This is a genomic window from Streptomyces sp. NPDC021356 (assembly GCF_040641015.1).
Taxonomy (GTDB): Bacteria; Actinomycetota; Actinomycetes; order Streptomycetales; family Streptomycetaceae; genus Streptomyces.
In genome coordinates, this window is record NZ_JBFACU010000009.1 from 239,874 (window position 1) to 252,239 (window position 12,366).

The 12,366-nt window shown below is 75.2% G+C and carries 8 protein-coding genes; 5 read left to right on the forward strand and 3 right to left on the reverse strand.

The window, feature by feature from the left end:
• Positions 1-109: 109 nt before the first annotated feature.
• Positions 110-1,045 (reverse strand): LysR family transcriptional regulator, encoded by a 936-nt coding sequence (locus tag AB0G56_RS14875; RefSeq protein ID WP_360968936.1) that lies wholly within the window; start codon positions 1,043-1,045, stop codon positions 110-112.
• Between the two features lie 138 nt (positions 1,046-1,183).
• Between AB0G56_RS14875 and AB0G56_RS14880 the strand changes: the two genes are divergently transcribed.
• Both AB0G56_RS14880 and AB0G56_RS14885 read left to right on the forward strand, forming a co-directional pair.
• Positions 1,184-2,431, forward strand: coding sequence for an MFS transporter (locus tag AB0G56_RS14880; RefSeq protein ID WP_360969139.1), 1,248 nt, complete (start codon positions 1,184-1,186; stop codon positions 2,429-2,431).
• A gap of 86 nt (positions 2,432-2,517) precedes the next feature.
• Positions 2,518-3,126, forward strand: a complete 609-nt coding sequence (locus tag AB0G56_RS14885) for a hypothetical protein (protein ID WP_360968939.1) — start codon at positions 2,518-2,520, stop codon at positions 3,124-3,126.
• On the opposite strand, the gene AB0G56_RS14890 is transcribed toward AB0G56_RS14885, so the two are convergent.
• Positions 3,074-4,006 (reverse strand): hypothetical protein, encoded by a 933-nt coding sequence (locus AB0G56_RS14890; RefSeq protein ID WP_360968941.1) that lies wholly within the window; start codon positions 4,004-4,006, stop codon positions 3,074-3,076. The genes AB0G56_RS14885 and AB0G56_RS14890 overlap by 53 nt on opposite strands.
• A 219-nt stretch (positions 4,007-4,225) precedes the next feature.
• Between AB0G56_RS14890 and AB0G56_RS14895 the strand changes: the two genes are divergently transcribed.
• The 3 genes from AB0G56_RS14895 (at position 4,226) to AB0G56_RS14905 (ending at position 8,302) form a co-directional block, all read left to right on the forward strand.
• Complete coding sequence (locus AB0G56_RS14895; RefSeq protein ID WP_360968944.1) at positions 4,226-5,293, forward strand: MerR family transcriptional regulator; 1,068 nt, start codon at positions 4,226-4,228, stop codon at positions 5,291-5,293.
• A gap of 173 nt (positions 5,294-5,466) precedes the next feature.
• Entirely contained in the window at positions 5,467-6,918 is a 1,452-nt protein-coding gene (locus AB0G56_RS14900; RefSeq protein WP_360968946.1) for an acyl-CoA synthetase, read from the forward strand.
• Positions 6,911-8,302, forward strand: coding sequence for a carboxyl transferase domain-containing protein (locus tag AB0G56_RS14905; protein ID WP_360968949.1), 1,392 nt, complete (start codon positions 6,911-6,913; stop codon positions 8,300-8,302). The genes AB0G56_RS14900 and AB0G56_RS14905 overlap by 8 nt, the downstream gene beginning before the upstream one ends.
• A 327-nt stretch (positions 8,303-8,629) precedes the next feature.
• On the opposite strand, the gene AB0G56_RS14910 is transcribed toward AB0G56_RS14905, so the two are convergent.
• Positions 8,630-12,295, reverse strand: coding sequence for a S8 family serine peptidase (locus tag AB0G56_RS14910; RefSeq protein ID WP_360968952.1), 3,666 nt, complete (start codon positions 12,293-12,295; stop codon positions 8,630-8,632).
• Between the last annotated feature and the right edge of the window lie 71 nt (positions 12,296-12,366).

Here is a 12,366-nt window from a genome sequence, read left to right on the forward strand (position 1 = left end):
GGCGCGGGCAGGAGAGCGACGGGTGGCGGGACGAGGAACGGCGCGGGCAGGAGAGCGACGGGTGGCGGGACGAGGAGGTGGCGGACGGGGCTCTCTGGTGCCGTGTCGTTCAGCGGGGCAGGACCCAGTCCGGCCGCCAGGTCCCGGCGGTGTCGTGGCCGGCCGCCGTGCCGGCGAGGTGGGCGCGCAGGGTGGCCAGCGCCGGGTGGGGGTTGTCGCGGTGCCACAGCAGCGAGTGCGGGTAGACGGGCGTCGGATCGGTCACCGGGATGCGGCGCAGACCGTGCCCCGCGGGCCAGACGAGGCGGGTCTGCTCGCTCATGAAGGTGGCCAGGGCCGGGGTGTCGGCGATGGTGTCGAGGAGCGCGTCGGAGCCGAAGTTGGGCCCGGTCGCCTCGATGGTGAGGCCGAACTCGGCGACGAGGTCGTCGTAGTAGGCGGCCCACTCGGTGCCGGGGACGATGCCGGGCATCCAGATCCGGTGCCCGGCGAGCCGGGCGACGGTCACCGACCGGGCGCCCGCCAGCGCGTGGGCGGGCCCGGTGAGGAGCTGGAGCGGCTCGTCGAGCACCCGCACGGACGCGATGTCCTCGGGCAGCGGCCGCCCGGGCATGGCGACGGCGCGGAAGGACGCGTCGATCGCGCCCGAACGCAGGGCGGTGACGGCCGCCTCGACGTCGAACAGCATCACCACGTCCAGGTCGATCTCCGGGTGCGCGCGGTGGAAGCCGCGCATCAGGCCCGAGGGCGCCACACGCGAGGCGATCACGTCGACGCGCAGCGGACGGTGGCCGGCGCGCACGGACCCGGCCGCCCGCTCGGCGACGCGCAGCAGCTCACGCGCGTGGGGCGCGAACGCCTGCCCGTCGATGGTCAGCTCGGCGCCGCGCGGGGTGCGGGTGAACAGCCGCACCCCGAGGTCGCGCTCCAGCCCCGCGACGCGCTTGGACACGGCCTGCTGGGTGACCGCCAGGTCGGCGGCGGCCTTCTGGAACTGGCCCGCTTCCGCGACGGCGACGAAGGTGCGTACGGCTTCGAGGTCCACGCCGAGCCACCTTAGTGAACAACGGATGGTTGTGCGTAGTCGCCGCGGCGGTTGTTTGACCTGCCGCTGTGCCGCCCGGTTAGCTCTCGCCGGTCAACGTCGGTTTGTCGGCCGGGCGGCAAGAGGAGCGCTGTGAGGATCGTGGGCAGGAGACCGCTGGGCCGGCGGTTCGGCTGGCTGTGGGCGGCGTACGCGGTCAGCGCCTACGGGTCCGGGCTGGGGTTCGGGGCGCTGCCGCTGATCGCCGTACTGGCGTTGCACGCCGGCCCCGCCGAGGTGTCCGCGCTGTCCGCGGTGGGACCCGCGGTGGGCGCGCTGATCGCGGTGCCGCTCGCGCCGTGGATGGAGTTCCGGCGCAAGCGCCCGGTCATGATCGCGATGGACCTGGTCCGGTTCGCGGTGATGGCGACGATCCCCCTCGCCTACGCCTTCGGGCGGCTCGGCTTCGTCCAGCTCCTCGTGGTCTCGGCCGTGGCCGCCGCCGCCAAGATCGCCTTCAACGCGGCGAGCGGCGCCTTCCTCAAGACCCTCGTCCCGCCGGACGACCTGCTCGTGGCCAACGCCCGGTTCGAGTCCACGAACTGGAGCTCCATCGCGGTCGGGCCGCCGCTGGGCGGGGCGGCGATCGGCCTGTTCGGGCCGGTCACCACCGTCGTGGCCGACGCGCTCAGCTACCTGCTCTCCGCGCTGGGCATCACCGCGATCGGCGGCCGGGAGGAAGCACCGCCGCGGGCCACCGGCAGGAGTCCCCTCCGGGCGGGCGCGGTGCTCGACGGCTGGCGGCACATCCTGGGCCATCCCGGCCTGCGGGCGCTCTACTTCAACCAGATGCTCGTCTCCGGTCTGATCATGGCCACCGAGCCGCTGCTGGCCGTGCTCCTCCTGCGCAGACTCGGGTTCCCGCCCTGGCAGTACGGCCTCGCCTTCGCCGCTCCCTGCCTCGGCGGACTCATCGGCTCCCGGCTGGCCCGCCGCGTCGTCGCCCGCCACGGCCGGTCCGCGGTCTTCCGGACCGTCGGCACCCTGCGCGCGGTCTGGCTGATCGGCCTGGCCTTCGTCCGTCCCGGCGTCGTCGGCCTCGTCACCGTGATGGCCGTCGAACTGGCCATCATCGTCAACATGAGCCTGTACACGCCGGTGCTCGCCACCTACCGGCTCGAACACACCCCGCAGCACCTCGTCGCCCGCACCCTGACGGCCTGGTCGATCGGGACGCAGGCGTCCATCGCCGTCCTCACCGCGCTCGCCGGGCTGCTCGCCGACGCCACCAGCCCGCGCACCGCACTGACAGCCGCGGGACTGCTCATCCTGGCCACGCCGCTGCTGCTGCCTGGGCACGAGCGCACGCCGGGGCACGCGCCGGAACCGGTCCCCAGCGACACCTGACACGGCACGGCACCGACACCTGAGACGGCACGGGACGCCGCGGGGCCGGTCCCCCGGGCCCCGGCCCGTGCGCGACGATGGGGCGTATGGCTGCCTCCTCGTCCGGGCCCCGGCCCCCCTTCACCCCGCGCGACTTCCAGCTGGTGCTGCTGCGCCGCATGGCCGACCACCAGCCGGACCTGGTGGCCGACGCCCGCCGGGAACTGGGTGCCTCGGTCACGGAGATGCGCGAGGCCAACAAGCGGTGGCAGGCGATGGTCCGCGGGCCGGGGGCGCGCTCGGCCGGCGCCTTCCCCGCCCGAGCCGTCCTCGGACCGCCCGAGTCCACGGCCGCCCGCCGCATCGGCGACCTGGACTGCACGGCCCGGCAGTGGCCGCTGCCGCTCTGGCCGGCCCTGCGCTTCGAGGTGCTGAGCGGCCCGGACGGCCGGGTCTGGAACGCGTGGCTGGTCCGCGCGCCCGGGGCCGGGGGCCCCGCACTGCGTACCCTCGACGACCTCGTCCCGTGGTCCTGCACCATCGACGAGGCCGCCCGCGCCTTCGCCCCCGCCCGCCCGCTGGAGGGCACGGCGCCGACCCGGTGGGGGCTGTCCTTCGCCGCGCCCGACGCGCGGGGCGTACGGCACGAGGTCGTCGCGGAGTTCACGTGGGGTCTGCTGCAACGGACCCGGGTCGAGGACCCGCAAAAGCCGTAGGAACGACGGCGGCGGCCAGGATCTCCCGCGCCACCCGCTGCTCCGACCCCGGATGCAGCCACAGGAACAGGTTCGGCTCGACCAGCTCCAGTTCCATCACGCAGGGTGCGCCGTCCTGCCCGTCCACGAGGTCGACGCGGGCGCAGAGCAGCTCGGGCGCACCGGGCACGGCGGCCAACGCCTTTTCGGCAACCGCGAGTTCGGCGGGCGTCGGGGTCCACGGTCGCAGGTCCGGGTGGGCCACCTTCACGGCGTCGTAGGCCGTCCCGGGTGACAGCACCGCCCGCTTGCGGCTGGCGTGCAGCAGCCGGCCGCCGAAGAACTGCAGCGCCCGCTCCCCGCTGACGTCGATGCGGGACAGGTAGGGCTGCACCATCGCGGTCAGGCCGTCGGCGTGCAGACGCGCCACCTGCGCGGCGGCCGTCTCCCGCTCGGCGGGCGTGTACCGGGCGGCCAGCCGGGCGCCCGCCCCGAAGACGGGCTTGACGACGAAGTCGTGGCCGCCGGGCAGGTCCCCCGCTCCGGCCGGGTCCCCGGGCGCGAGGTACCGGGTCGGCACGACCGGCACCCCGGCCGCGGCGAGGTCGCCCAGGTAACGCTTGTCGGTGTTCCAGCGCACGACGTCGGCCGGGTTGGCGAGCCGCGTCACCTTCGCGCACCGCTCGGCCCAGGCCACGAAGTCCGCGGCGCGCCAGCTGTAGTCCCACGTCGACCGTATGACGACGAGGTCGTACGCGGCCCAGTCGGCGCCCGCGTCGTCCCAGTGCACGGCCTCGGCGTCGGCCCCGGCGGCGCGCAGGGCGCGGACGAGGGGGCCCAGGTCGCGGTCCCTGCTCGGCACGGCTCCAGGATCGTAGGTGGCGAGGGCGACACGGGGCACGGCGGACTCCTTCTGCGGGGCAGGTGATGGGGGGCGGATGACGGGGGGCGACGGGGTGACGGGGTGACGGGGTGACGGGGTGACGCGCGAAGTGCGGTACGGCTGCGGACGGACCGCTGCGCACGCTAACAACCGCCGCCGCGAGGCGGAACACCCCCTGTTGACCTTCACCTTCGGGGAAGCCCCAGCATCGGTGGCGGGAACGGGAACGAGGTCCACATGCGGACGGACATGCTGACGATCGGCGCCTTCGCGAAGGCGTGCCGGCTCTCACCGAAGGCTCTGCGCCTGTACGACGAACTGGAGTTGCTGCGCCCGGCCCGCGTCGATGCGGACACCGGGTACCGCTACTACGCGGTGGCGCAGCTGGAACAGGCACGCCTGGTGGCGTGGCTGCGGCGGCTCGGGATGCCGCTGGCCGGGATCCGCCGGGTGTGCGCGCTGCCGCCGGACGCCGCCGCCCGCGAGATCCGCGCCTACTGGGCGCGGGTGGAGGCGGAGACAGCCGTACGGCGGGACCTCGCGACGTTCCTCGCCGACCACCTTTCGGCACCGCCGAGGAAGGACACCACCATGCTGGAACTGCGCTACGCCGCCCACTCGGACCGGGGCAGGGTCCGCCCCGCCAACCAGGACACCGCCTACGCCGGCCCGCGGCTGCTCGCCGTGGCCGACGGCTACGGACCCGCGGGCGCGCGGGCGGGCAGCGCGGCGGTGACGGCCCTGAAGGCGCTGGACACGGCGGAACCGCCCGCCGGGAGCGTGCTGAACCTGCTGGAGGACGCGGTCCAGAACGCGACCCGGGCGGTGGCGGACGCCACCGGGGGCGAGGAGGCCGGGACGACCCTGACCGCGCTGCTGTGGACCGGCTCCCGGCTCGCCCTGGTGCACATCGGGGACAGCAGGGCGTATCTGCTGCGCGGGGGCGGGCTGTTCCGGGTCACCCACGACCACACGGTGGTCCAGGCGATGCTGGACGAGGGCCGCCTGACGCCCGAGGAGGCCGTGAGCCATCCGCAGCGCTCCCTGCTCCTCAAGGCGCTGGACGGCGGTGGCACCCCGCCCGTCCCGGACCTGCGCCTGCACGACGCCCTGCCCGGCGACCGGTACCTGTTGTGCTCCGACGGCCTGTCCGGCGTCGTCCCCGACGACCGCGTCCGGTCGCTGCTCTCCTCCGCCCCGGACCCGGACGCGGCCGTACGGTGCCTGACCGACGCGGCGAACGAGGCCGGCGGCCCGGACAACGTCAGCTGCGTGGTCGCCGACGTGGTGGAGGCCGGGGCCTGACACCGGGGCCTGACACCGGGGGCGCGGGCCGGGGTCCGGCTCGCGCCCGGCCTGAGCAGGGTCGTGGGAACCCGGGACCTGGGGTAGGAACGGTGCTGTCGGCCCCACGGCCGATCCGGTGACCATGACGAGGAAGCCGGTCCGGTGACCACGACGACCAAGGAGCCTGCCGCGTGTCCTCCCTCTTTCCGGCCCTGACGGATGCCCCAGGCCCCCAGGTCGCCCTGCGCTTCGGCGACCGGGTGACGACGTACGCGGAACTGGCCGCGGCGGCCGGGGCCGTCGGTGCCCGGGTGCGTGGTCACGACAGGGTCGCCGTGTGGGCGACGCCCACGCCGGAGACGGCCGTGGGCGTGGTGGGCGCGCTGCTCGCCGGGGTGGCCGCCGTACCGCTGAACCCGAAGTCCGGCGAGCAGGAGCTGGGGCACATCGTCGCCGACAGCGCGCCCTCGCTGGTGCTGGCCGCCCCCGGCGACGAGCTTCCCGCCGCGCTCGCCGGGTCGGAGCGGATCGACGTCGACGCACGGGCCCGCGGACCGGTCCCGGCCGGCGGGGAGGCGGCGGGTGACGAGGACGCCGCCCTGGTCGTCTACACCTCCGGCACCACCGGGCCGCCCAAGGGCGCCGTCATCCCGCGCCGCGCCGTCGCCCACACGCTCGACGCGCTCGCGGACGCCTGGCAGTGGACCGCGCGGGACGTACTGGTGCACGGGCTGCCGCTGTTCCACGTGCACGGGCTGGTGCTGGGCACGCTCGGTCCGCTGCGGCGCGGGGGCTCGGTGCGGCATCTGGGCCGGTTCACGACCGGGGGCGTGGCGCGCGAGCTGGCGGACGGGGCGACCATGCTGTTCGGCGTGCCGACCATGTACCACCGGATCGCGGAGGCGCTGCCGGGCGATCCGGCCCTGGCCGGGGCGCTCGCGGGGGCCCGGCTGCTGGTGTCCGGTTCGGCCGCGCTGCCCGTGCACGACCACGAGCGGATCGCGGCGGCGACCGGGCGGCGGGTGGTCGAGCGGTACGGGATGACGGAAACGCTCATGAACACCGGCGTGCGGGCGGACGGCGAAGCCCGCGCGGGCACGGTCGGGCTGCCGCTGCCGGGGGTCGAGCTGCGGCTGGTGGAGGAGGACGGCACACCGATCACGGCGTACGACGGCGAGACGGTCGGCGAGATCCAGGTGCGCGGCCCGAACCTGTTCACCGGGTACCTGAACCGGCCCGACGCGACGGCCGCCGCCTTCACCGCCGACGGCTTCTTCCGCACCGGGGACATGGCGGTGCGCGACCCGGACGGCTACGTCCGCATCGTCGGCCGCAAGGCCACCGACCTGATCAAGAGCGGCGGTTACAAGATCGGCGCGGGCGAGATCGAGAACGCGCTCCTGGAGCACCCCGGCGTCCGCGAGGCCGCCGTCACCGGGGAGCCGGACGCCGACCTCGGTGAGCGGATCGTCGCCTGGATCGTCCCGGCGGACCCGGCCGCCCCGCCCGGCACCGAGGAGCTGGCCGAGCACGTGGCCGGGCGGCTGGCCCCGCACAAGCGGCCCCGGGTGGTCCGGCTGCTCGACACGCTGCCCCGCAACGACATGGGGAAGATCATGAAGCGGGCGCTGACCCATGGCTGACCGGCTCTCCGCCCGCCAGGCCGTCGCCCTCGTCACCGACGACTTCACGCAGCTGCCGGAGCCCGGGGGCGAGTCGGCAGCGGGCTCCGCACCCGGGACCGACGGTCCCCTCGGCTGGCAGGGCTACGACGACGCCCGCGCCCGCGCCGCCGGACGCACCGGTGAGCGCGAGTCCGTGGTGTGCGGCACCGCCCGGATCGAGGGCACGCGCGCGGTGCTGGTCTCCTTCGAGTTCGGCTACCTCGGCGGCTCCCTGGGCACTCGCACCGGCGACCGCCTGGAGGCGGCGTACGCGCACGCCCGTGAGCACCGGCTGCCGGTCGTCCCCCTGGTGGCGACCGGCGGCAGCCGCATGCAGGAGGGGATGCTCGCCCTGACGCAGTTGCAGCGCGTGGCGCGGCAGTCCGCGCTGGTCCGGGCGGCCGGACTGGCGCAGATCGCGGTGGTGCGCGACCCGACGGCCGGCGGTGGCTGGGCGACGCTGGGCGCGGGCGCCGACGTGGTGCTGGCGCTGCCCGGCGCCCAGGTCGGTTTCGCCGGTTCCCGGGTCCGGCCGCCGGACGCGGACCCGGCCGCGTACACGGCCGAGGCGCAGGTGGCGGCGGGCGCGGCGGACGCCGTCGTACGGCCCGGGGAGCTGCGCGCGACGCTGGGCCGGTGGCTGCGGCTGCTGACGCGGCCGTCGGCCGACGCGGCTGCCCCGCCGCGCTTCCTGCCGTCGGCGGACGCCCTGCCGTACGCGAACGCCCGGCCCGGCCCCTCCCCCACCGGCCTGCCCGCCACCGGCTGGGAGGCCGTCCTGCGCGCCCGCGCCCCTGAACGCCCGCGCGCCGAGCGCTACCTGGACGCCTACTTCACCGAGCGCGTGGCCCTGCACGGCGACCGCTGCGGCGGCAGGGACGACGGCATGCTCTGCGGGTTCGGCACGCACGACGGCCGTACCGTCGCCTACGCCGCCCAGACCGGCACCGCCACGCGGCCCGCCGGCTACCGCACGGCCACCCGGCTGGTCCGGCTCGCGGACCGGCTCGGGATCCCGGTGCTGACGCTGGTCGACACCCCGGGGGCGGCGAACGACGCCGAGGCGGAGCGGCAGGGCGTGGGCGCGGCGATCGTCGGCCTGTTCGGCGCGGTGGCCGCCGCGCGGACGCCGCTGACCACGCTGGTGATCGGCGAGGGCGGTTCGGGCGGTGCGCTCGCGTTGGCCGCGCCGGGCAACACCTGGGTCACGCCCGACAGTTACTTCTCCGTCATAGCGCCGGAACTCGCCGCCGCGATCCTCAAGCGCCCGCCGGATCAGGCACCCGCCACGGCGGACCAGCTGCGGATCCGCCCGCAGGACCTCGTCGAACTGGGCGTGGTGCGAGGCGTGGTGGGCCCATAGGGGCCACGGGAAGTCGTATGACGATCCGAACAAGGGATCAGTTGTTCCCTGGAACAGGTGATCGTCGCAGAAGTGATCGGTGCGGGGCCCGCGGGGCGGACGATACTGACGGTGCGCAAGCGACGGGCTGCAGACCGTGGTCGGCGCGGGTCCCACACGAAGCAACACAAGGAGAAGCACGATCATGAATTTCCTCACTGACGTCCTCGCCGGCCTGATCCACATCGTCGGCCGGCTGATCTGACGGCAGCGGACGCAGGAACAGCACGGCGGCGCCGTCTCCCCGTCCCAGGGAGGCGGCGCCGCCCGCGTGTGCCCACGCTCACCTCACCGCTTCTTCACCCCCACGGCCCGCACGATCTCCTGCCGCACCGACCCGCCCCGGTCGTCGGCGGCCGAGGCCCGCAGCGAGACGGTGGCCGCGCCGCGCGGCACGGTCAGCGTGCCCTGCCAGGAGGCGTGCCCGCCGCTGAGCCGCACCTCCTGCCAGGACGTGCCCTCGTCGTACGACACTTCCAGCCGTCCGCCGGAGATGGTGCCGGTGCCGGGCGCGCCCGCCACGTACTCCGCGTGCAGGCCCACCGGGAGCCGGCCGCCGCCGCGCACCTCGCCCGCGAGGTCGGTGTCCACGTCGAAGCCGAGGTTGATCAGCGGCAGCGCGGTCCACCGGTCGGCGGGGGTGGCCGCGGAACGGAACGTCCACTCCGCGTGGCCCCGCCCGGCGAGCTGCCAGCGGGCCGGGTCGAGCGCGGTGTCGGTGACGAGCTTGTAGGTGTGCTCGTCGGCGGGCGCCTCCCACACGTACGCGGCCGAGCTGCTGCCGCGGTCGGCCTCCTTGCCGTCCACGTAGGCCACCGTGGTCTGGGTCATGCCGCTGTCCGCGCTCCACACGTCGCCGAAGCCGGTGTGGTCGGGGCCGGAGTCGCCCCAGCCGGGCGCGTTGAACCGGATGGTGTTCCCGGACCGCTGCTGACCCCAGCCGAGGCCGGTGCCCAGCCACGGGTGCCAGACGGGCTTGAACCAGTCCCGCTCCCCGTGCGACCCGCCGGTGTAGCGGACCAGGCCGCTGCGCTCCTCCAGGGTGCCGTCGCCGAGCGTCACGGACTCGTGCCAGAGCTGGCCGGGTCCGGTGGAGACGTAGTCGGTCCGCCGGGCCGGGTAGTCGACGCTCTCCGGGAAGCCGAGGCCCACCGGGAAGGTACCGGTGATCGAGTACCGGAACTCGCCGCCGCTCGCCGCCTGACCGGCGTGGAACTTCACGTCCAGCGCGGCCAGTTCGCCCCGGCCGGGCCGGTAGGTCAGGTCACGGTCGGGGATGGCGCCCGGGTGCCCCTCGGAGAGGTCGTAGACGTACGGAGTGTGGCGGGTGCCGGTCATGTCGACGCGGTGGGCGGCGCGCAGCCGGGCCGCGTCGGCGGCGTTCACCGAGGCGATCTGCAGCGGGCGGTCGGCGTTGTCGGCGGTGCCCCACCACTGGCTGAGCCGGCCGGGCGCGTCGTCCGTCACGAACAGGGCCCTGGCGCCCGCGTCCTGCGCGGCCTGGGCGAGTGCGGCGGGCTCGACGGCACCGGTGAGGCGGGCCAGGACCGCCTTGCCGCGCACGTCCTTGCCGGTGAAGTCCCCGCTGCCCACGTCGACCAGCGCCAGCCTGCTGCGGCCCTCGGTCAGCGTGCCGCCCGCCTGGACGAGGGCGTCGCCGATCCCCTTGACCTCCAGCAGGGGCTTGCCGAGCCGCCACACGGTGCGGTACTCGAAGCTGCCCTGCTTCACCCGGGCGGTCGGCGCCGCGAAGACGCTGTCGTACGTCACGGGCACCTGCACCGCGCCGAACAGGTCGGAGCCACCCGCCTTGCGGTCGTACTCCATGAGGAGCTGCCGCTGCTCGGTGCGGCGGCCGGCGTCGGCGCGGACCTCGCGCAGCCTGCGCCCGTCCAGGGTGATCTCGCGGTCCCGGTCGAGGGTGACCTCGGGGGCGGCGAGGAAGCCGAGCCCGAGGGAGTCGGCGCCGTGGCTGCCGCGCACGTCGAGGAAGGAGGACACGCTGTACGTGCCCGGCTTGAGCCGCAGCCGCAGGGTGCCCGAGTCGCCGACCTGGGCGCTGAACGGGTCGACGCCCTGGGCGAGTTGCTGCACGGCGAGGCCGGCGGCGGTGGCGGCGCCGGACCGGTCCTTGACGTGCACGGTGAGGGTGTACCGCTCCTCCTCCTTGACCAGCCCGAACGCGGTGTGTGCGACGGGGCTGCCGGCGGCCGAGGCCACGATCTGCCCGCTGGTGCCGCCCACCGGGGCCTTCGCGCCGTCACCGGTGACGGTGGTGGAGGCGGTGCCGTGGGCCGGCACGGTCAGCAACGCGTCGGCGAGGGTGGCCACGCCGTCGGGGGCGCCCTGCACGGCCAGGGCCAGCTCGACGGGCCGGTCGGCGGAGTTGGTGTAGGTGAGGGTGCGGGTGACCGGCTTGTTCTCGTCGTAGGGCCAGCTGTAGAAGCCGAGGTCGGCACTGCCGGTGGCGGTGACCTGGGCGGCCACGGCGCCGGGCACGCTGACCCGGCCCGCGCCCAGCGTGTAGGCGGGGGCGTCGAGCCGCTTCGACGTCGACATCAGCGCGTCCTTGAGGCGGGCCGCGCTCCAGTCGGGGTGTTCCTGGGCGAGCAGCGCGGCGACCCCGGCGACGTGCGGCGTCGCCATGGACGTACCGCTCATGGTCGTGTAGTCACCGCTGCCCTCGGTGAGGCGGGAGCGGGCGGCGAGGATGTCGACGCCGGGGGCGGCGAGGTCGGGCTTGAGGGCGTTGTCGCCCGAGCGCGGTCCCGCGCTGGTGAAGTAGGCGGCCTGGTCGGCCGAGTCGACCGCGGAGACGGTCAGGGCCGCGTCGGCGGCGCCGGGCGAGCCGATGGAGGAGGGTGCGCCCGTGTTGCCCGCGGCGATCACGAAGAGCGCGCCGGTCTGCGCCGTCAGGGTGTTCACGGCCTGCGCCATGGGGTCGGTGCCGTCGCTGGCCTCGGTGGAGCCCAGCGACATGGACACGATCCGCGCGTGCACGTCCCGTGCGGCCCACTCCATGCCGGCGATGATCTGCGACTCGCTGCCGGTGCCCTGGTCGTCGAGGACCTTGCCGACGGCGAGCGTGGCGTCCGGGGCGACGCCCTTCTCCTTGCCGTCGGAGGCGGCGCCGCTGCCGCCCACGGTGGAGGTGACGTGGGTGCCGTGGCCGTTGCGGTCGGCGACCTCCTCGCCGGGGATGAAGCTCTTGGTCTGCGTGACCCGTCCGGCGAGGTCGGGGTGGGTGGTGTCGACGCCCGTGTCGAGGACGGCGACGGTGACGCCCTTGCCGGTCAGCCCGGCCTCCCACGCCTTCGGTGTGCCGATCTGGGCGTTGGACTCGGCCATGTCGGCGCTGACCCGGCCGTCCAGCCAGACCTTCTCGACGCCGTCGGCGGACAGGCTGCGCGCCGTGCCCGGCCGGGTGAACTCCCGCCAGAACGCCCGGCCCTTGTCCGCCTCCACGGCGGCGCCGTGCACGCTGGCGAGGTTCCGCGTGCGCTCGGCGCCGCGCGGGGTGGCCACCGCCCGGTCCTTGCCGTAGGTCACGATCAGCGGCAGCTCGCCGGTGCTCCGGTCGCCGAGCCCCTGGCGCAGCAGCTCGCTGACGTCGAAGAGCCGCGGGTCGAGCCGGCCCGCCCGCAGATAGGGCCGCGCCTCGTCCGGTACGACGGTGACGGCGCCGTTCGCCACACTGGTGCGCACGGCGCCCACCGCCCCCTCGGGCCGCCGCACCGTGACCGTGCTGTGGCCGCCGCCGAGCGGGGTGACCGTGACCTGGTCGCCGGTGACGAGGGTGACGGTACGGGCGGCGTCGGGCTTCCCGGCTCCGGTGGCCCGCGGGGCGGGGTGGGCCGTGGCCTGCTGGGCGGCGGCCTGCCCGGCGGGCAGCAGGGCGATCACGAGCCCGGCCGACAGGAGGGTCGCTCTCCGTCTGCCTGGTCCTCTGCTCATCCGTGCCTCTCTTCGTTTCGAAAGCTGCGTCGAAAGCTGCGTCGAGTGCTGCGAAGAGTGTCAGGAGACTT

Excerpts from the sequence above, each read along its gene's own strand:
- AB0G56_RS14910 (WP_360968952.1), bottom strand. The coding sequence starts at position 12,295 with ATGAGCAGAGGACCAGGCAGACGGAGAGCGACCCTCCTGTCGGCCGGG.
- AB0G56_RS14885 (WP_360968939.1), top strand. The coding sequence starts at position 2,518 with ATGGCTGCCTCCTCGTCCGGGCCCCGGCCCCCCTTCACCCCGCGCGAC.
- AB0G56_RS14895 (WP_360968944.1), top strand. The coding sequence starts at position 4,226 with ATGCGGACGGACATGCTGACGATCGGCGCCTTCGCGAAGGCGTGCCGG.
- AB0G56_RS14905 (WP_360968949.1), top strand. The coding sequence starts at position 6,911 with ATGGCTGACCGGCTCTCCGCCCGCCAGGCCGTCGCCCTCGTCACCGAC.